This window comes from Dermatobacter hominis (assembly GCF_020715685.1).
GTDB lineage: Bacteria > Actinomycetota > Acidimicrobiia > Acidimicrobiales > Microtrichaceae > Dermatobacter > Dermatobacter hominis.
Genome location: NZ_CP085840.1, coordinates 2348925 through 2366924 on the forward strand (window position 1 = coordinate 2348925; position 18000 = coordinate 2366924).

Genomic DNA, 18000 nt, shown 5'->3' on the forward strand with positions numbered 1-18000 from the left:
GGATGACACGTCAGATCACCTCCGGGGCGAGCGAGACGATTCGCATGAACTTCTTGTCGCGCAGCTCACGGCCGACCGGACCGAAGATGCGGGTCCCGCGGGGCTGCTTCTGGTCGTTGATGAGCACGGCGGCGTTCTCGTCGAAGCGGATGTAGCTGCCGTCGGGGCGGCGCCGCTCCTTCTTCGTGCGGACGACGACGCACTTCACGACGTCGCCCTTCTTGACCGCGGCGCCCGGGAGGGCGTCCTTGACGGTGGCCACGAAGACGTCGCCGATCGAGGCGTACCGACGGCGGGAGCCGCCGAGCACCTTGATGACGAGCACCTCGCGGGCACCCGAGTTGTCGGCCACCCGGAGGCGGCTCTCCTGCTGGATCATCGGGCGCGCTCCACGATCTCCAGGATCCGCCAGCGCTTCAGCTTGGACAGCGGCCGGGTCTCCATGACCCGCACGCGGTCGCCCACGTTGAGGTCGTTCGACTCGTCGTGGACGTACAGCTTCTTGTCCTGCTGCATCGTCTTGTTGTACCGGGGGTGCCGGACGCGCTCGGTCACGGTGACGATGGCGGTGCGCTCCATCTTGTTGGACGTCACGATGCCCTCACGCACCTTGCGGGCGTTGCGCTCGGACGTCGTCGGTGCGGTGTCGCTCATGACGCCTCGCTCCCGACCGCCGCCTCGGCGGCAGCGATCTCACGGGCCCGCAGCTCGGTGTTGATGCGGGCGATGTCCTTCTTGGTCTGGCTGATCCGGGTGGAGTTCTCGAGCTGACCGGTGGCCAGCTGGAACCGCAGCTTGAAGAGGCGGTCCTTCTCCTCGGCGAGCCGCTCGACGAGCTGCTCGTCGCCCAGGTGGGTGACGGACTCCTTCGCCATCAGAAGCCCTCCTCACGGGTCACGATCTTCGCCTTCACCGGCAGCTTCTGGATGGCCCGGTTGAGGGCGCCGCGGGCGATGGCGTCGTCGGGGTAGCTCAGCTCGAACAGCACGCGGCCCGGGCGCACGACGGCGACCCAGCGCTCGGGGTTGCCCTTGCCGGAGCCCATGCGCGTCTCGGCCGGCTTCTGCGTCACCGGCTTGTCGGGGAACACGTTGATCCAGACCTTGCCGCCACGCTTGATGTGGCGGGTCATGGCGATACGGGCGGCCTCGATCTGGCGGGCGGTGATCCACCCGGGCTCGAGCGCCTGGATGCCGTACTGGCCGTGCGTGACGTTGGTGCCGCCCTTGGCGACACCCTTGGTGCGACCGCGATGCTGCTTGCGGTGCTTGACCTTGCGGGGCATCAACATCAGTCAGCGTCTCCCGGTCGGAAGTGCGGCGTCTCGTGGTGCTCGCGGGTGGAGCGCTCGATCTCCTCCTCCTCCGCGAGGAGCCGCTCGAACTCGGGGTCCGCCTCCTGCACGAGGGGCTTGAGCTCCTCGTCGGTCTCCTCGGGGGCCGGTGCGGCCTCGGGAGCCGGCGCCGGGGCGGCCGCGGCAGCGGCAGCGGCGGCACCCGGAGCGGTGGGCTTGGTCGACACCACGCGGGGGCGCTCCTGGCCGGCGGTCTCGCCGACGGCCATCGCCGCCTCCTTGGTGATCTTGTCCTCGTTGGCGCTCTTGTAGGGGAGGATGTCGCCCTTGTAGATCCAGACCTTCACGCCGATGCGGCCGGCAGTGGTCTTGGCCTCGCGGAAGCCGTAGTCGATGTCGGCGCGGAGGGTGTGCAGCGGCACGCGACCCTCGCGGTACCACTCGGTGCGGGACATCTCGGAGCCGCCGAGGCGACCCGAGCACTGCACCCGGATGCCGAGGGCGCCGGCCTTCTGCGCGTTCTGCACGGCCCGCTTCATGGCCCGGCGGAAGGCGATGCGGTTGGCCAGCTGGTCGGCCACGCCCTGCGCGATCAGCGCGGCGTCGACCTCGGGCTGCTTGATCTCCTGGATGTTCAGCTGGACCTTGGGGTTGCCGGTCAGCTTGGTGAGATCGGCGCGCAGCTCGTCGGCCTGGGCGCCGCGGCGACCGATGACGATGCCGGGGCGCGCGGTGTGGACGTCGACGCGGAGGCGGTCGCGCGTGCGCTCGACCTCGATCCGGCTGATGGCTGCGTTCGGCAGCTTGTTCATCAGGTAGTCGCGGATCTTCCAGTCCTCGATGAGGTAGTCGACGTACTCCTCACGGGTGGCGAACCACCGGGACTTCCAGTCCGTGGTGGTGCCGAGGCGGAAGCCGTAGGGGTTGACCTTCTGGCCCATCAGTCCTCGTCCTTCTTGTCGGTCTCGCCAGCCTCGTCGGCGGCGGCCGCGGCCTCGTCGGCGATCTCGGCGCTGTCCTCGGCCACGACGGCGTCGGCGGCGGCCTCGTCACCCGCGTCCTCCGCAGCTGCGCCGCCGTCATCGGCGCTGTCCGCGCCATCGGCGACGCCTGCGTCCTCGGCGTCCTCGGCGAACGCCTCGGTCACGACCGCCTCGGTCGCGGCCTCGTCACCTGCGAGCTCCTCCTCCGGCGTCGGCGTCTCCGCCTCCTCGGCGGGGGCGCCGGAGCGGCGACGGCTGCCGGCCACGCGACGGGCGCGGGCGGAGGCGGCGTCGGGGGTCGTCCGGCCGGACTCGGCCTGGCGCGTCCGGATCCGGTCCCACTCCTCGGCGCTGTAGCGGCCGACGATGATCGTGATGTGGCAGGTGCGCTTGCGGATCCGCGTGGCGCGGCCGCGGGCCCGGGGGCGCCAGCGCTTCAGCGTGGGGCCCTCGTCCGCATAGGCGGTGGCGACGAAGAGCTCCTCCGGCGGGATGTCGTTGTTGTTGGCGGCGTTGGCCACCGCCGAGTCGAGCACCTTGGCGATCGTGTAGGACGCGCCCCGCTCGGAGAACTGCAGGATCGTGCGGGCCTCGGCCACGGACTTGCCGCGGATGAGGTCGAGCACCACGCGGGCCTTGGTGGCCGACATGCGGGCGTGGCGGTGCTGCGCACGGACGCCCGGCCGCTCGTTGGTCTTGGTCCCGGTCATCGCCGACCCCTCGCGCCCTTCTCCTGCCCGGCGTGGAACTTGAACGTCCGGGTGGGGGCGAACTCGCCGAGCTTGTGGCCGACCATGGACTCGGTCACGTACACGGGCACGTGCTTGCGGCCGTCGTGGACGGCGATCGTGTGGCCGACCATCTCGGGGATGATCGTGGAGCGGCGCGACCAGGTCTTGATCACGTTCTTCTGACCCTTCTCGTTGAGGTCGTCCACCTTCTTGAGCAGGTGGTCGTCCACGAAGGGACCCTTCTTCAGGCTGCGGGGCATCTCAGATCTCCTCCGTCACCGCCGCGAGCCGCGCGTCCGGCGACGGCGCACGAGCAGCTTCTGGGACGGCTTGTTCTTGTTGCGGGTGCGACCCTCGGGCTTGCCCCAGGGCGACACCGGGTGGCGACCACCCGAGGTCTTGCCCTCGCCGCCACCGTGCGGGTGGTCGACCGGGTTCATGGCCACACCGCGGGTCTGCGGGCGCACGCCCTTCCAGCGGTTGCGGCCGGCCTTGCCGATCTTGACCAGGTCGTGCTCGGCGTTGCCGACCTCGCCGACGGTGGCGCGGCAGTCGATCGGGACGCGGCGCATCTCGGTCGAGGGGAGGCGCAGGGTGGCGTAGTCGCCCTCCTTCGCCACCAGCTGGACGCTCGAGCCGGCGGAGCGGGCCATCTTGCCGCCCGCACCGGGCTTGAACTCCACGTTGTGGACGACGGTGCCGACCGGGATGTAGCGCATCGGCAGGGCGTTGCCGGGACGGATCTCGGCGCCCTGGCCCGACTGCACCGTGTCGCCGACCTTCAGGTCGCGGGCGGCGAGGATGTAGCGCTTCTCGCCGTCCAGGTAGTGCAGGAGGGCGATGCGGCACGTCCGGTTGGGGTCGTACTCGATGGCCGCGACCTTGGCGGGGACGCCGTCCTTCTTCCGCTTGAAGTCGATGACGCGGTACTGCTGCTTGTGACCACCGCCGCGGTGGCGCGAGGTCTTGCGGCCGTAGTTGTTGCGGCCACCGGTCTTGGACTTCTTGGCGAGCAGCGACTTCTCGGGCTCGGGGCGCGTGATGTCGCTGAAGTCGGAGACCGTCTGGAACCGACGGCCGGGGCTGGTGGGCTTGCGCTTGCGGACCGCCATGTCACTTCACCTCGAACAGGTCGATCTGGTCGCCCTCGGCCAGCGTGACCACGGCCCGCTTGGTGTCGGGGCGGCTGCCGAAGGTGGGCGAGCGGCGGTTGCGCCGCTTCTTGCCCTTGCGGTTGAGCGTGTTGACCTTCGCCACCTTCACGCCGGGCCAGATGGCCTGCACGGCGTCGCGGATCTCCGGCTTGGAGGCGCTCGGGGCGACGATGAACGTGTAGACGCCCTCGTCGAGCAGCGCGTAGGACTTCTCGCTGACGACGGGACGGATGATGACGTCGCGGGGATCCTTCACGATCAGGCCCCTTCCTCGGTCGGCTCGGCATCGAAGTGGCCGGCGGTGGACGCAGCCGCGGTCCCTGGCTCGGCGGCGGGCGCGGTCGCTGCCTCCTCGCCGGCGGGCGCGGTCGCTGCCTCCTCGCCGGCGGGCGCGCCGGGCAGCGTGGCCTCGGTGAACACGACGAAGTCGCTCACCAGCACGTCGTAGGTGTTCAGCTCGCCGGCCGTGATCACGTGGACCGACGGCAGGTTGCGGAAGCTCTTCCAGGCCGCGACGTCGTCGGGCGAGAGGACGACGAGCGCCCGGCCCTCGACGCCGAGCGTCGACAGGGCGGAGGCTGCGGCCTTCGTGCTCGGCGCGTCGAAGCCCCAGGACGACACGACGACGACCTTGTCGTCGGCGGCGCGGTCCGACAGGGCGGAGCGCAGCGCGAGGCGCTTCATCTTCTTGGGGGTCTTCTGGTCGTACTTCCGGGGCTTCGGGCCCAGGGCGACGCCGCCGCCACGCCAGATCGGCGAACGGCTGGAGCCGGCGCGGGCACGACCGGTGCCCTTCTGCTTCCAGGGCTTGGCGCCGCCGCCAGCGACCTCGGCCCGGGTCTTCGTCGACTGGGTGCCGGCCCGCTTGGCGGCGAGCTGTGCGGTGACGACCTGGTGCATGACGGCGACGTTGGGCTCGATGCCGAACGTGGCGTCGTCGAGCTCGACGGTGCCCGCCCGGGCGCCGGAGCCGTCGTGGAGCGTGATCGAGGCCATCAGGCGGCACCTCCCTGGGCGACGGTGCGCTTCACGGCGTTGCGCAGCAGCACGACCCCGCCCTTCGGACCGGGGACGGCACCGCGGACCAGGATGACCTCCTGCTCCGGATCGGCCCTCACGATCTCGAGGTTCAGCGTCGTGACCTTGGTGCCGCCGGTGCGGCCCGCCATGCGAACGCCCTTGAACACGCGGGCGGGCGTGGCGCACTGGCCGATCGAGCCCGGCTTGCGGTGCACGCGGTGGGCGCCGTGCGAGGCGCCCTGGCCCTTGAACCCGTGGCGCTTCATGGCGCCGGCGAAGCCCTTGCCCTTGCTCACCGCGGTCACGTCGACGAGGTCGCCGGGGGCGAACGTGTCGGCGCTCAGGGTCTGGCCCACCTCGAACTCCGAGATGTCGTCGAGGCGGAGCTCGACGAGCCGGACGCCCGGGTCGACGTCGCCCTTCGCGTAGTGCCCGGCGAGGGGCTTGGTGAGCTTGCGGGCGTCCCGCTGGCCGTAGGTCACCTGCAGGGCGCTGTACCCGTCGCGCTCGGGCGTCCTGATCTGGACGACCCGGGCCGGGGCGACGCGCAGCACGGTGACCGGGACGACCGCGTTCGACTCGTCCCAGACCTGGGTCATGCCCAGCTTCTCTCCTACCAGTGCAGCTGTTTTCGCCATGGTGGCTTCGGTTCCTTCGGCGAGGTCCATCGGCGCCGTCCGTCCCGGTGGGACCGATCCGGCGCCGCTCACGCAGACGCTCCGCGCGGACGGATCCGGGCGGAGCGACGACTCGGTTGTGCCGTGCGGTTCCCTCCCCGGCGCGGGGACGGGCCTGCTCGGACGTCGATTGACGTTCGACCCCTGGACAGGGCGCTCCCGTGCACGACGGCAGGCTGGAGCGACGACCTGGGGTCTGGATCACGCAGCGGCCCTGTCTCCTCGGGTGCAACCGAGGCGCAGTGAGCCGTCCGCGACGACCGAGAGAGACTAGCAGCGACCCCATCGGGCGCCAAGTCCGTCCCGGGCTCGCCGTCGGTGCCGGGCCGGGGCCGGCCCGCTGCCGACGGCGGGTGTGCCGTCGATCACCGTCGCGCCACCGATGGGTCCGCGGCCGCCGACCCGTCGGAACCATCGAGGCCGGAGCAGCCGAGCACCGACCGGGAAAGGGGCGCAAGAAATGTCGGGCACCAGTGTCACCCCCGTTGGGTACGGTCCGGTCCCATGACCGAACTCCTCCCTGACCCCCGCGCGGGCGGACGGCCGGACGTCGGCGACGACGGGCCCGCGGTCCTCGCCGACGGGCTCGTCAAGCGCTTCGGCGACACCGAGGCGCTCCGGGGCGTGAGCTTCGAGATCCCCCGCGCCACCGTGCTGGGCGTGCTCGGCCCCAACGGCGCCGGCAAGACGACCGCGGTACGCATCCTCACCACCCTCCTCCGCCCCGACGCCGGCCGGGCCCTCATCGACGGCATCGACGTCGTCCGCCAGCCGCGTCGGGCACGCGCCCGCATCGGCCTGACGGGCCAGTACGCCGCGGTGGACGAGCGCCTCACCGGCTTCGAGAACCTGCTGCTCGTCGGCCGGCTGTTCCACATGACCAAGGACGCGGCGGCGGTCCGCGGCCGCGAGCTGCTCGAGCGCTTCAGCCTCGACGAGGCCGCCGACCGCGTGGTCAAGGGCTACTCCGGCGGCATGCGACGGCGCCTCGACATCGCCATGAGCCTGATCGCCGAACCGTCGGTCCTGTTCCTGGACGAGCCGACGACCGGGCTCGACCCCCGGAGCCGGCTCGAGATGTGGGACGTGATCGACGGCCTCGTCGCCGACGGCACGACGCTGCTCCTGACCACCCAGTACCTCGACGAGGCCGAGCGCCTCGCCGACGACATCGTCGTGATCGACAAGGGGACGGTGATCGCCCGGGGCACCGAGGAGGAGCTCAAGGAGCAGAGCGGCGGGGCGAGCGTGCAGGTCACGCTCGTCGACGTCGGCGCCCTCGAGCGGGTGCGGGGGCTCATCGACGGCATCGTGCCCGCCGGCGCCACCGGGTCGTTCGACGCCGAGGCCCGCACCGTGACCCTGCCGGTGGTGCAGACCGACCACGTGGTGCCCACCGTCGTGCGGGCGCTCGACGACGCCGGGATCGACGTGCTGGACGTCGCCGTGCGCCAGCCCACGCTCGACGACGTGTTCCTGCAGCTCACCGGGCACGCCGCCAGCGACGACGACGAAGAGGCCGAGGGCGACGACGCCCCCCGAGGAGGAGCCCGCCGATGACCGCCACCACCGTCCCCACCACCGCCGGCACCGACGGCGGTCGCGCCGCGCACACCGTGCCCACCGGGCCCGCCTGGCTGGTCCGCGACATCTGGGCCGAGGCCGGACGCCACCTCATCGCCACGAAGCGGAACCCCGACCTTCTGGTGTTCGCCACGATCCAGCCGATCATGTTCGTGGTGCTGTTCGTCTACGTGTTCGGCGGCGCCATCCAGATCCCCGGCTACTCGAGCTACCAGCAGTTCGTGGTGCCCGGGATCTTCGCCCAGACGATCGTGTTCGGCTCCGCGTTCACCGCGCTCGGCATCGCCGAGGACATGCAGAAGGGCTTCATCGACCGCCTGCGGTCGCTGCCGATGTACCCCTCGGCCGTGCTGATCGGCCGCACCGTGTCGGACCTGCTGCGCAACACGTTCACGTTCTTCATCATGTTGATCGTCGGCCTGATCGTCGGCTTCCGGCTCGAGGGCGGCCTCGGCGACGCCGTGATCGCCACGCTGCTGCTCCTGGCGTTCGCGTTCGCGTTCAGCTGGATCCAGGCGCTGATCGGCCTGTCGGTGAAGTCGGTCGAGGCCGCCAACTCGGCGGGGTTCATCTGGATGTTCCCGATGACGTTCATCTCCTCGGCCTTCGTCGACCCGTCGACCATGCCGGGCTGGCTGCAGCCCATCGCCGACCACAACCCCTTCACCAAGGTCACCAACGCGGTCCGGGCGCTCTACAACGGCATGGACCCCGGCGCCGACCTCTGGATCGCCCTCGCCTGGGCGGTCGGCATCACCGTGGTCTTCGCCACCCTGTCGTTCCGGAAGTTCTCCTCGACCTCTCGCTGAGCCGCCCGGGCGCGCCACGGCCCGCCCCGAGGGGCGGGCCGTGCGACGAGCTCCGGATCGACCGGGCTCAGGCGTTCTGGATCTTGATCTCGATGTCGACGCCGGCCGGGAGGTCGAGGCGCTGCAGGGAGTCGACCGTCTTGGGGGTCGGCTCGATGATGTCGATCAGCCGCTTGTGGATCCGCATCTCGAAGTGCTCGCGGGAGTCCTTGTCCTTGTGGGGCGAGCGGATGACGGTGAAGCGGTGCTTCTCCGTGGGGAGGGGGATCGGGCCACGGACCGACGCCTGGGTGCGGGTCACGGTCTCCACAATCTTCTTCGTCGACTGGTCGATGACCTCGTGGTCGTAGGCCTTCAGGCGGATGCGGATCTTCTGGTCGGCTGCCATGGCGCACGTTCCTTCGTGTTCGCGGCCGCCCTGGCCGCACGGGTCTCATCGACTGTCAAGGAGCTCGCCCGGGCGGACCGGGCACGGCTGGCAACGATAGCGGCCGGGCGACCGGCGCGGCAATCGGACCGCGACCCCGCGACGGCCGGTCACCTCGGTCCTTCGACGAAGGACTTCAGGCGCTGGAGCGTCGAGCCGAGGCCGTCGTCCATCTCGGCGTCGTGGGACCGGGCCCCGCCGAGCAGGAGCACGAACACCGAGGCCAGGAGCGGACGGCGCTTGTACATCTCCCGGCACTCCGTGACCACCGTGGCGTCGCCGGAGCGCTCGAAGCGGTACCGCCAGCGGGCGCCGCTCCCCTCGGTCTCGAACGCGAACTCCCTGCCCCGCTCCGCAGCGACCACCTCGTTGACCGTCGACCAGCGGACGCGACCGCGGCGGTTGGTGCCCTTGAACCGGGCGCCCACGGCGGGACCGCTCGCGCCCTTCAGCCACCTGCCGCCGGTGCACTCCGGGCTGAAGCGGCCCATCCCCGCCACGTCGGTGACGAGGTCGTAGAGCTGCTCCGGCGGTGCGTCGATCTCGACCGAGGCGCAGGCGTGGCCATCTGCCATGCGCGGACCATAGCCGGCACCCTCGCCGCGACCCCGGAACGACGAAGGGCGCCCCGTGGGGCGCCCTTCGAATCGAACCGTGCGGTCCGGGATGACGGTCAGGTCACTTGAGGATCTTGGTGACGCGACCAGCGCCCACCGTCCGACCACCCTCACGGATCGCGAACTTCAACCCCTCATCCATCGCGATCGGAGCGATCAACTCCACCGTCACCTCGGTGTTGTCACCCGGCATCACCATCTCGGTCCCCGACGGCAACGCGATCGTCCCCGTCACATCCGTCGTCCGGAAGTAGAACTGCGGCCGATAGTTCGAGAAGAACGGCTTGTGACGACCACCCTCCTCCTTCGTCAACACGTACACGTTCGCCTCGAACTCGGTGTGCGGCGTGATCGAACCAGGCTTCGCCAACACCTGACCCCGCTGCACATCCTCCTTGTCGATGCCCCGCAGCAACGCACCGATGTTGTCACCCGCCTGCCCCTCATCGAGCAACTTGCGGAACATCTCCACACCCGTGCACGTCGTCTTCTGCGTCGCCTTCAACCCGACGATCTCGATCTCATCACCGGTGTGGATCACACCCTGCTCCACCTTGCCGGTCACCACCGTCCCACGACCCGTGATCGTGAACACATCCTCGATCGGCATCAGGAACGGCTTGTCCAGATCACGCTCCGGCTCCGGCACGAACTCATCCACCGCAGCCATCAGCTCCATCACCTGATCCTGCGCCGAACCATCACCCTCGAGAGCCTGCAACGCCGACACCCTCACCACCGGCGCATCATCACCATCGAACTCGTACTCCGACAGCAGCTCCCGAACCTCCATCTCCACCAGCTCGAGCAGCTCCTCGTCATCGACCATGTCGACCTTGTTCAACGCCACCACGATCGCCGGCACACCCACCTGACGCGCCAACACCACATGCTCACGCGTCTGCGGCATCGGACCATCGGTCGCCGCCACCACCAGGATCGCCCCATCCACCTGAGCAGCACCCGTGATCATGTTCTTGATGTAATCAGCGTGACCCGGCATGTCCACATGCGCGTAATGACGGTTGTCCGTCTCATACTCCACATGCGACACGTTGATCGTGATCCCACGCTCCCGCTCCTCAGGAGCCTTGTCGATGTTCTCGAACTCCGTGAACGAGTTCCCCGCCACACGATCCGCCAACGTCTTCGTGATCGCCGCCGTCAACGTCGTCTTCCCATGATCGATGTGACCCATCGTCCCCACGTTCACATGGGGCTTGTTCCGCTCGAACTTCTCCTTCGCCATGACAGGCACTCACTTTCATCAAACGGCACAACGGCCGGGTCACACTGGTGGGATGGACTGGCTGCAGACGCGCCGGCGGTCAGCACCGCGCGGCCCGGTGGCGCGTCCCGGCCGAGGGGGCCGGGCGCACCGGGGTGATCACTGCCCGGTGATCCGGGCGATGATCTCCTCCTGCACGTTCCGCGGCGTCTGCTGGTAGCTGTGGAACTGCATCGTGTACTGGGCGCGGCCCTGGGTCTTCGACCGCAGGTCCGTCGAGTAGCCGAACATGTCCGAGAGGGGCACCTCGGCGGAGACGATCTGGTTGTTGCCCCGCTGCTCCATCTTGCCGACCTTGCCGCGGCGGGAGTTGAGGTCGCCGATCACGTCGCCCATGTAGTCCTCGGGCGTCACGACCTCGACGGCCATGATCGGCTCGAGCAGGACCGGCGAGGCCTTGCGCGCCGCCTCCTTGAAGCCCATGGTGCCGGCGATCTTGAACGCCATCTCCGAGGAGTCGACGTCGTGGTAGTCGCCGTCGTCGAGGCTCACGTGGATGTCGACCATCGGGAAGCCGGCGAGGATGCCGTTGGTCATGGCGTCCTCGACGCCGTGGCCGACCGACGGGATGTACTCCTTGGGGACGCGGCCACCGGAGATCTTGTCGGAGAACTCGAAGCCGCCGCCGGGGCCCGAGGGCGTCAGCGTCAGCACGATCTTGGCGTACTGGCCGGTGCCGCCCGTCTGCTTCTTGTGCAGGTAGGTGTAGCCCTGGACCGGCTGCGTGATCGTCTCGCGGTAGGCGACCTGCGGCTTGCCGACGTTCGCCTCGACCTTGAACTCGCGCATCATGCGGTCGACGAGCACCTCGAGGTGCAGCTCGCCCATGCCGGAGATGACGGTCTCGGCGGTCTCCTCGTCGGTGCGGACCTGGAACGTCGGGTCCTCCTCGGAGAGCGCGAACAGCGCCTTGCCCATCTTGTCCTGGTCGGCCTTGGTCTTCGGCTCCACCGCAACGTGGATCACCGGCTCGGGGAACTCGAGGGACTCGAGCACGATCGGATCGCTCGGGTCCGACAGCGTGTCGCCGGTCCGGGTGTTCTTGATGCCGATGCCGGCGACGATGTCGCCCGCGTAGACGGCTTCCTGCTCGATCTGGTCGTTCGCATGCATCTCGAGCAGGCGACCGATGCGCTCCTTGTCGCCGGAGCGGCTGTTGTAGACCGTGCCGCCCTTCTCGAGCTTGCCGGAGTAGACGCGGAAGTACGTGAGCTTGCCCACGTGCGGCGCGGTCATGATCTTGAACGCCAGCGCCGAGAAGGGCTCGTCGACGTCGGGCTTGCGCTCGATCTCCTCGCCCTTGCGGTTCTCGCCGGTGACCGGCGGCAGGTCGAGCGGGGACGGCATGTACCAGCACACCGCGTCGAGCAGCGGCTGCACGCCCTTGTTCTTGAAGGCGGTGCCGTTGAGCACGGGGACGACGCCGTGGTGGATCGTCGCATCCCGGATGGCGGCGCGGAGCAGCTCGGGCGGCAGGTCCTCGCCCTCGAGGAACTTCTCCATGATCTCGTCGTTGGTCTCCGACAGGACGTCGATGAGCGCCTCGCGGTACTCGTCGGCCTGCGCCTGGAGCTCGTCGGGGATGTCGACGACGTCCCAGGACGCGCCGAGGTCCTCGCCCTTCCAGATCCAGGCCTTCATCGTGACCAGGTCGACGATGCCCTTGTAGTCGGCCTCGGCGCCGATCGGCAGCTGGAGGACGGCGACGTTCGCCTCGAGCCGGTCCTTGATGGACGCCAGCGCGGCGAAGAAGTCCGCGCCCATGCGGTCCATCTTGTTGACGAAGCACATGCGGGGGACGTTGTACTTGTTGGCCTGGCGCCAGACCGTCTCGGTCTGGGGCTCGACGCCGGCGACGCCGTCGAACACGGCGACCGCGCCGTCGAGGACGCGGAGCGAACGCTCCACCTCGACCGTGAAGTCGACGTGGCCCGGGGTGTCGATGATCTGGATGCGGTGCTCGACGTCGTCGACCGTGTCGGTCCAGAAGGCGGTCGTCGCGGCGGACGTGATCGTGATGCCGCGCTCCTGCTCCTGCTCCATCCAGTCCATCGTGGCGGCGCCCTCGTGGACCTCACCGATCTTGTAGGTCTTGCCGGTGTAGTAGAGGATCCGCTCGGTCGTCGTGGTCTTGCCCGCGTCGATGTGGGCCATGATCCCGATGTTGCGGGTGCGGTCGAGGGGGAACTGCGCCATCGTCTCTGTCTCAGTCGCTCGTGGAGGTGCGGTGGGGGGATTGCGTGATCGGGACCCGGTCACGCAGCGGCGGACCGGATCGGCCGGCTCGGGCGAGCCGGCTCAGAAGCGGTAGTGGGCGAAGGCCCGGTTGGACTCCGCCATCTTGTGCAGGTCTTCCTTGCGCTTGGCCGCCGCGCCCACGCCGTTGCTGGCGTCGAGCAGCTCGTTGGCCAGGCGCTCGGACATCGAGCGCTCGCGGCGCTGGCGGGCGTAGCCGACGACCCAGCGGATGGCGAGCGTGTTGGCCCGGGTCGGCTTGACCTCGACGGGGACCTGGTAGGTGGCGCCACCGACCCGCCGGCTCTTGACCTCGAGCTGCGGCTTCACGTTGTCGATGGCTCGCTTCAGCGTGACCACCGGGTCGGTCCCGGTCTTCTCCTCGATCGTCGAGAGGGCGTCGTAGACGATCTTCTCCGCGGTGGAGCGCTTGCCCCGCTGCAGGACCTTGTTGACGACCTGCGTGACGAGCACCGACCGGTAGATGGGATCGGGCTGGAGCTGGCGGCGGGGGGCGGGACCCTTGCGGGGCATGTCAGGACTCCTTCTTGGCGCCGTAGCGCGAACGTGCCTGCTTGCGGTCGCGGACGCCGGAGGTGTCGAGCGTGCCGCGGATGATCTTGTAGCGAACGCCGGGGAGGTCCTTCACACGACCGCCGCGGACGAGCACCATCGAGTGCTCCTGGAGGTTGTGGCCCTCACCCGGGATGTAGGCCGTGACCTCGATGCCGCTCGACAGGCGCACACGGGCGACCTTGCGGAGCGCCGAGTTCGGCTTCTTGGGGGTCGAGGTGAACACGCGCGTGCAGACCCCGCGGCGCTGGGGCGCGCCCTTCAGCGCCGGCGTGGACTCCTTGCGGCGCTTGGTCTGACGGCCCTTGCGGACCAGCTGCTCGATCGTGGGCACGGTGAACCTCTGTTCTTGCGTTGCGTCGTGTCGTTGAGGTGGCTGTCGTGGTCTGGCGGCGAGGCCCGCACCCGCGCAGGGCGCCGCTGCGGGCCTGTTCGACGTCTCGGGCGAACCCCGACACGGCCGGCACGCGACGGGCGCACGCCGGAGCGGAGATCGCACTGGGCCCTCGTCGGGCTCGGGGCGCGTGGCGCCTCGTCCCCGGTTGGGCGACCGGTAGAGGTTAGGGCCGGGGTGGAGCGGTGGCAAACCCCCCGCCGGGCGGGGGGCATGCCACGGAGCTCAGGAACCCTCGGCCGCGCCCCCCGACGGATCGGGGAACTCGATGACGTTCGCGGCACCCTCGGCGGCCAGCTCCTCGTCGGACGGACCGCCGAGGTTGGCGAGCCACTGGGCGATGCTGGCGCTGTCGTCGGCGGCGTCCGAGCTGAAGTAGTCCAGCGGCTCGTACTCCGGGGCGAACGTCTGGATCTCCTGGTACTGGTTCATGCCGGTACCGGCGGGGATCAGCTTGCCGATGATGATGTTCTCCTTCAGGCCGAGCAGGCCGTCGGAGCGGGACTCGATGGCCGCCTCGGTGAGCACCCGCGTCGTCTCCTGGAAGGAGGCGGCGGACAGCCACGAGTCGGTGGCCAGCGAGGCCTTCGTGATGCCCATGAGCTCGGGGCGGCCCTCGGCGGGCTTCTTGCCCTCGGTCACCAGCTGGCGGTTGGTGTCCGCGAAGACCCGCTGGTCCACCCGCTCGCCGGGGAGGAAGTCGGACTCCCCCGGCTCCTGGATGGCGATGCGGCGGGTCATCTGCCGCACGATGAGCTCGATGTGCTTGTCGTGGATCGACACGCCCTGGTCGCGGTAGACCCGCTGGACCTCGTCCACCAGGTACTGCTGCACGGAGCGCACGCCCTTGATCTCGAGCAGCTCCTTCGGGTCGCGGGGACCCTCGACCAGCGCGTCGCCGGCGGTGACCTCGTCACCCTCCCGGATCCGCAGCGGCCGCTCGCGCTCGATGGCGTGGAGGTCCTCGGTGCCGTCGTCGCCGACCACGGTCACGTTCCAGACCTTGCCGTCCTCGTCGTCGATGCGGACGACGCCCGAGATGCGGGCCAGCACGGCCTTGTTCCGCGGGGTTCGGGCCTCGAAGAGCTCGACGACGCGGGGAAGGCCACCGGTGATGTCGCCGCCGGACGCCGCCACACCACCGGTGTGGAAGGTCCGCATGGTCAGCTGCGTGCCGGGCTCGCCGATCGACTGGGCGGCGATGACGCCGACGGCCTCGCCGGGCTCGATGTTGCGGCCGGTCGCGAGCGACAGGCCGTAGGCGGCGCCGGAGATGCCGAGCTCGCTCTCGTCGGTGAGCGGCGACAGCACGCGCACCGAGGTGACCCCCGGGTCGTCGCGCAGCGCCTCCATCTCCTCGGTGCCGACGAGCGTGCCCTTGGGCAGCTCGTTGCCGTCGGCGAGGGTGATGTCCTCGGCGAGGGTCCGGCTGAACAGGCGCGTCTCCAGGTAGAACCGCTTGCCCGCCTCGTCGGGGCGAACGTCCTCGATGGTGATCGAACGGATCGGGCCGCCCTCGGCGAACGGATCCCGGTCGTTGATGATCAGCTCCTGGGCGACGTCCACCAGACGGCGGGTCAGGTAGCCCGAGTCCGCGGTCCGGAGGGCGGTGTCGACCAGGCCCTTCCGGGCACCCGGCGTGGCGATGAAGTACTCCAGCACCGACAGGCCCTCACGGAAGTTGGACTTGATCGGGCGGGGGATCATGTCGCCGCGGGGGTTGGCCACCAGGCCTCGCATGCCCGCGATCTGGCGGACCTGCATCATGTTCCCTCGGGCGCCCGAGCCGACCATCATGTCGATCGGGTTGAACTGCTTGGCCTGCATGGCCTGCTGCATCGCCCGGGTGACCTCGGCGGTCGCGGTGGTCCAGATCTCGACCTCCTTCTGCTTCCGCTCGCCGTCGGTGATGATGCCGCGCCGGAACTGCTTCTCGACCTTGTCGGCCTCGGCTTCGTGGCGGTCGAGGATGTCGTACTTGTCCGACGGCGTCTGGACGTCGTCGATCGAGATCGTCAGACCCGACCGCATGGCGTAGTTGAAGCAGAGCGACTTCATGGCGTCGAGGGCGTCGGCCGCGACCGCGCGCTCGAACTCGATGGCGAGACGGTCGACGATCGAGGTCATCTCCCGCTTGCGCACGGGCTCGTCCACGAAGCCGAAGCCGGAGGGCAGCGCCCGGTTGAACAGCAGGCGGCCGGCCGTCGTCTTCCTCCAGACGGCGGCGGAGCCGTTCGCCGGCGACTCGAGCAGGTCGGGGAACTCGCTGCCCCGGTACTCGATGGTCGCGTGGATGCTGAGCTCGCCCGATTCGATGTCGCGCTCGACCTGGTCCATCCGCTTGTAGACGCGGCCTTCGCCGTCGGCGCCGTCGACCTGGGACGTCAGGTAGAAGGCACCGATGATCATGTCCTGGGTGGGCGTGACCAGCGGCTTGCCGTGCGCGGGGCTCAGCATGTTGTTGGCGCTGAGCATGAGCACGCGGGCCTCGGCCTGGGCCTCGGCCGACAGCGGCAGGTGCACGGCCATCTGGTCGCCGTCGAAGTCGGCGTTGAACGCCGCGCAGACGAGCGGGTGGATCTGGATGGCCTTGCCCTCGACGAGGATCGGCTCGAACGCCTGGATGCCGAGGCGGTGCAGCGTCGGGGCACGGTTCAGGAGCACGGGGTGCTCCTTGATGACGTCCTCGAGGACGTCCCACACCTGCGGGCGGCGACGCTCGACCATGCGCTTGGCCGACTTGATGTTCTGGGCCAGCTCCTTGTCGACCAGCGCCTTCATGACGAAGGGCTTGAACAGCTCCAGCGCCATGAGCTTGGGCAGGCCGCACTGGTGCAGCTGCAGGGTCGGGCCGACCACGATGACCGAACGGCCGGAGTAGTCGACGCGCTTGCCGAGCAGGTTCTGGCGGAACCGGCCCTGCTTGCCCTTCAGCATGTCGGACAGCGACTTGAGCGGACGGCTGCCCGGACCCGTGACCGGACGGCCGCGGCGGCCGTTGTCGAACAGGGCGTCGACGGCCTCCTGGAGCATGCGCTTCTCGTTGTTGACGATGATCTCGGGGGCACCGAGGTCGAGGAGGCGCTTCAGGCGGTTGTTCCGGTTGATGACCCGGCGGTACAGGTCGTTGAGGTCGGACGTGGCGAAGCGGCCGCCGTCGAGCTGCACCATCGGGCGCAGGTCGGGCGGGATCACCGGCACGACGTCGAGGATCATGGCGCGGGGGTCGTTGACCCGGCTGCCGTTCTCGTCCTGGCGGTTGAACGCCGCGACGATCTTGAGGCGCTTGATCGCCTTCTGCTTGCGCTGCGCGGAGAGGGGCTTGCGACCCTCCTCGGGGTCGATCGCCTCCCGGAGCTTGCGCTCCTCCTCCTCGAGGTCGATGCGGTCGATGAGCAGCTTGATGGCGCCCGCGCCCATGCCGCCCTCGAAGTAGTCCGCGTAGCGGTCCTGCAGCTCGCGCCACAGGGTCTCGTCCTCGATGATCTGGCGCGGGTAGAGGTCCTTGAACTCGTCCCAGACCCGGTTCAGCAGCTCGAGCTCGTCGTCGTAGGTCTCGCGGATCGCCGCGAGGTCCTTGTCGGCGGCCTTGCGGCGGCTGGCGAGGTCGGACTCCTTGGCGCCCTCGGCCTCGAGGGCCTCGAGCTCGCCCTCGAGCTCCTCCATCCGGCGCGCCAGCTCGAGCTCGCGGTCCTTCTCGATGGCGTCGCGCTCGCCGAGCATCTCGGCCTCGAGGCTGGTGAGGTCGTTGTGGCGGCGCTCCTCGTCGACGTGCGTGACGAGGTTGGCCGCGAAGTAGATGACCTTCTCGAGCTGCTTGGCCTTGAGCTCCTCACGGGGCTCGATGCCCGACAGGAGGTACGCCAGCCACGAGCGGGTGCCGCGGAGGTACCAGATGTGCACGGCCGGGGCGGCGAGCTCGATGTGGCCCATCCGCTCGCGGCGCACCTTGGAGCGCGTCACCTCGACGCCGCAGCGCTCGCAGATGATGCCGCGGAACCGGACGCGCTTGTACTTGCCGCAGTAGCACTCCCAGTCCTTCGTCGGACCGAAGATCTTCTCGCAGAAGAGCCCGTCCTTCTCCGGCTTGAGCGTGCGGTAGTTGATGGTCTCCGGCTTCTTGACCTCGCCGTTGGACCACATGCGGATCGCGTCCGCGGTGGCCAGGCCGATCCGGAGCTGGTCGAAGAGGTTGACGTCGAGCATGGGGGTGG

General features: G+C 69.5%; 20 protein-coding genes. 2 read left to right on the plus strand and 18 right to left on the minus strand.

Annotated features, from left to right (window positions below):
* Positions 1 to 10: 10 nt before the first annotated feature.
* The 11 genes from rplN to rplC are packed head-to-tail and all read right to left on the minus strand — an operon-like array spanning position 11 to position 5850.
* Positions 11 to 379, minus strand: coding sequence for a 50S ribosomal protein L14 (rplN, locus tag LH044_RS10980; RefSeq protein ID WP_227755633.1), 369 nt, complete (start codon positions 377 to 379; stop codon positions 11 to 13).
* Positions 376 to 654: a 30S ribosomal protein S17 gene (gene rpsQ / locus LH044_RS10985; protein WP_227755634.1), complete on the minus strand. Its 279-nt coding sequence runs from the start codon at positions 652 to 654 to the stop codon at positions 376 to 378. Before rpsQ ends, rplN begins: the two co-directional genes overlap by 4 nt.
* Positions 651 to 875: a 50S ribosomal protein L29 gene (gene rpmC / locus LH044_RS10990; RefSeq protein ID WP_227755635.1), complete on the minus strand. Its 225-nt coding sequence runs from the start codon at positions 873 to 875 to the stop codon at positions 651 to 653. The genes rpsQ and rpmC overlap by 4 nt, the downstream gene beginning before the upstream one ends.
* Entirely contained in the window at positions 875 to 1291 is a 417-nt protein-coding gene (rplP, locus tag LH044_RS10995; RefSeq protein ID WP_227755636.1) for a 50S ribosomal protein L16, read from the minus strand. The genes rpmC and rplP overlap by 1 nt, the downstream gene beginning before the upstream one ends.
* Positions 1291 to 2235, minus strand: coding sequence for a 30S ribosomal protein S3 (gene rpsC, locus LH044_RS11000; RefSeq protein WP_227755637.1), 945 nt, complete (start codon positions 2233 to 2235; stop codon positions 1291 to 1293). Before rpsC ends, rplP begins: the two co-directional genes overlap by 1 nt.
* On the minus strand, positions 2235 to 2987 hold the full coding sequence (rplV, locus tag LH044_RS22010) for a 50S ribosomal protein L22 (protein ID WP_374210500.1): 753 nt from the start codon (positions 2985 to 2987) through the stop codon (positions 2235 to 2237). The genes rpsC and rplV overlap by 1 nt, the downstream gene beginning before the upstream one ends.
* Positions 2984 to 3268: a 30S ribosomal protein S19 gene (gene rpsS / locus LH044_RS11010; protein ID WP_227755638.1), complete on the minus strand. Its 285-nt coding sequence runs from the start codon at positions 3266 to 3268 to the stop codon at positions 2984 to 2986. The genes rplV and rpsS overlap by 4 nt, the downstream gene beginning before the upstream one ends.
* Positions 3269 to 3283: 15 nt before the next feature.
* Positions 3284 to 4120 (minus strand): 50S ribosomal protein L2, encoded by an 837-nt coding sequence (gene rplB, locus LH044_RS11015; protein ID WP_227755639.1) that lies wholly within the window; start codon positions 4118 to 4120, stop codon positions 3284 to 3286.
* Position 4121: 1 nt separating this feature from the next.
* Positions 4122 to 4424 (minus strand): 50S ribosomal protein L23, encoded by a 303-nt coding sequence (gene rplW, locus LH044_RS11020; RefSeq protein ID WP_227760100.1) that lies wholly within the window; start codon positions 4422 to 4424, stop codon positions 4122 to 4124.
* Positions 4421 to 5158: a 50S ribosomal protein L4 gene (gene rplD, locus LH044_RS11025; RefSeq protein WP_227755640.1), complete on the minus strand. Its 738-nt coding sequence runs from the start codon at positions 5156 to 5158 to the stop codon at positions 4421 to 4423. The genes rplW and rplD overlap by 4 nt, the downstream gene beginning before the upstream one ends.
* Complete coding sequence (gene rplC / locus LH044_RS11030; protein ID WP_309568846.1) at positions 5158 to 5850, minus strand: 50S ribosomal protein L3; 693 nt, start codon at positions 5848 to 5850, stop codon at positions 5158 to 5160. The genes rplD and rplC overlap by 1 nt, the downstream gene beginning before the upstream one ends.
* A 513-nt stretch (positions 5851 to 6363) precedes the next feature.
* Here rplC and LH044_RS11035 point away from each other — a divergent pair.
* Together LH044_RS11035 and LH044_RS11040 are read left to right on the plus strand one after the other, a co-directional pair.
* Entirely contained in the window at positions 6364 to 7419 is a 1056-nt protein-coding gene (locus LH044_RS11035) for an ATP-binding cassette domain-containing protein (RefSeq protein WP_227755642.1), read from the plus strand.
* Positions 7416 to 8252: an ABC transporter permease gene (locus LH044_RS11040; RefSeq protein ID WP_227755643.1), complete on the plus strand. Its 837-nt coding sequence runs from the start codon at positions 7416 to 7418 to the stop codon at positions 8250 to 8252. Before LH044_RS11035 ends, LH044_RS11040 begins: the two co-directional genes overlap by 4 nt.
* 67 nt (positions 8253 to 8319) lie before the next feature.
* Here the strand turns inward: LH044_RS11040 and rpsJ are convergent, their stop codons facing one another.
* The 7 genes from rpsJ to LH044_RS11075 form a co-directional block, all read right to left on the minus strand.
* Positions 8320 to 8640, minus strand: a complete 321-nt coding sequence (rpsJ, locus tag LH044_RS11045; RefSeq protein WP_227755644.1) for a 30S ribosomal protein S10 — start codon at positions 8638 to 8640, stop codon at positions 8320 to 8322.
* Positions 8641 to 8789: 149 nt separating this feature from the next.
* A complete protein-coding gene (locus LH044_RS11050; protein ID WP_227755645.1) occupies positions 8790 to 9254 on the minus strand; it encodes an SRPBCC family protein in 465 nt (154 codons plus the stop codon).
* A 103-nt stretch (positions 9255 to 9357) separates the two neighbouring features.
* Complete coding sequence (tuf, locus tag LH044_RS11055; protein ID WP_227755646.1) at positions 9358 to 10545, minus strand: elongation factor Tu; 1188 nt, start codon at positions 10543 to 10545, stop codon at positions 9358 to 9360.
* 138 nt (positions 10546 to 10683) lie between these two features.
* On the minus strand, positions 10684 to 12780 hold the full coding sequence (fusA, locus tag LH044_RS11060) for an elongation factor G (protein WP_227755647.1): 2097 nt from the start codon (positions 12778 to 12780) through the stop codon (positions 10684 to 10686).
* A 102-nt stretch (positions 12781 to 12882) separates the two neighbouring features.
* The gene (gene rpsG / locus LH044_RS11065; protein WP_227755648.1) at positions 12883 to 13353 is read right to left on the minus strand and encodes a 30S ribosomal protein S7; all 471 of its coding nucleotides are present in this window, start codon (positions 13351 to 13353) and stop codon (positions 12883 to 12885) included.
* A gap of 1 nt (position 13354) precedes the next feature.
* Positions 13355 to 13726 carry a 30S ribosomal protein S12 gene (gene rpsL, locus LH044_RS11070; RefSeq protein WP_227755649.1) on the minus strand — a complete coding sequence of 124 codons (372 nt, stop codon included), beginning with the start codon at positions 13724 to 13726 and terminating at the stop codon, positions 13355 to 13357.
* A gap of 285 nt (positions 13727 to 14011) precedes the next feature.
* The gene (locus LH044_RS11075) at positions 14012 to 17992 is read right to left on the minus strand and encodes a DNA-directed RNA polymerase subunit beta' (RefSeq protein ID WP_227755650.1); all 3981 of its coding nucleotides are present in this window, start codon (positions 17990 to 17992) and stop codon (positions 14012 to 14014) included.
* Positions 17993 to 18000: the final 8 nt, after the last annotated feature.

Bases quoted from the DNA above. Each gene is read 5' to 3' on its own strand.
- rpsJ (WP_227755644.1), bottom strand. From the start codon at position 8,640: ATGGCAGCCGACCAGAAGATCCGCATCCGCCTGAAGGCCTACGACCAC.
- rpsS (WP_227755638.1), bottom strand. From the start codon at position 3,268: ATGCCCCGCAGCCTGAAGAAGGGTCCCTTCGTGGACGACCACCTGCTC.
- LH044_RS11035 (WP_227755642.1), top strand. From the start codon at position 6,364: ATGACCGAACTCCTCCCTGACCCCCGCGCGGGCGGACGGCCGGACGTC.
- LH044_RS11075 (WP_227755650.1), bottom strand. From the start codon at position 17,992: ATGCTCGACGTCAACCTCTTCGACCAGCTCCGGATCGGCCTGGCCACC.
- rplB (WP_227755639.1), bottom strand. From the start codon at position 4,120: ATGGCGGTCCGCAAGCGCAAGCCCACCAGCCCCGGCCGTCGGTTCCAG.
- rpsQ (WP_227755634.1), bottom strand. From the start codon at position 654: ATGAGCGACACCGCACCGACGACGTCCGAGCGCAACGCCCGCAAGGTG.
- rplC (WP_309568846.1), bottom strand. From the start codon at position 5,850: ATGGACCTCGCCGAAGGAACCGAAGCCACCATGGCGAAAACAGCTGCA.
- rplD (WP_227755640.1), bottom strand. From the start codon at position 5,158: ATGGCCTCGATCACGCTCCACGACGGCTCCGGCGCCCGGGCGGGCACC.
- rplV (WP_374210500.1), bottom strand. From the start codon at position 2,987: ATGACCGGGACCAAGACCAACGAGCGGCCGGGCGTCCGTGCGCAGCAC.
- LH044_RS11050 (WP_227755645.1), bottom strand. From the start codon at position 9,254: ATGGCAGATGGCCACGCCTGCGCCTCGGTCGAGATCGACGCACCGCCG.
- rplN (WP_227755633.1), bottom strand. From the start codon at position 379: ATGATCCAGCAGGAGAGCCGCCTCCGGGTGGCCGACAACTCGGGTGCC.
- rpmC (WP_227755635.1), bottom strand. From the start codon at position 875: ATGGCGAAGGAGTCCGTCACCCACCTGGGCGACGAGCAGCTCGTCGAG.
- tuf (WP_227755646.1), bottom strand. From the start codon at position 10,545: ATGGCGAAGGAGAAGTTCGAGCGGAACAAGCCCCATGTGAACGTGGGG.
- fusA (WP_227755647.1), bottom strand. From the start codon at position 12,780: ATGGCGCAGTTCCCCCTCGACCGCACCCGCAACATCGGGATCATGGCC.
- LH044_RS11040 (WP_227755643.1), top strand. From the start codon at position 7,416: ATGACCGCCACCACCGTCCCCACCACCGCCGGCACCGACGGCGGTCGC.
- rplP (WP_227755636.1), bottom strand. From the start codon at position 1,291: ATGTTGATGCCCCGCAAGGTCAAGCACCGCAAGCAGCATCGCGGTCGC.
- rpsC (WP_227755637.1), bottom strand. From the start codon at position 2,235: ATGGGCCAGAAGGTCAACCCCTACGGCTTCCGCCTCGGCACCACCACG.
- rpsG (WP_227755648.1), bottom strand. From the start codon at position 13,353: ATGCCCCGCAAGGGTCCCGCCCCCCGCCGCCAGCTCCAGCCCGATCCC.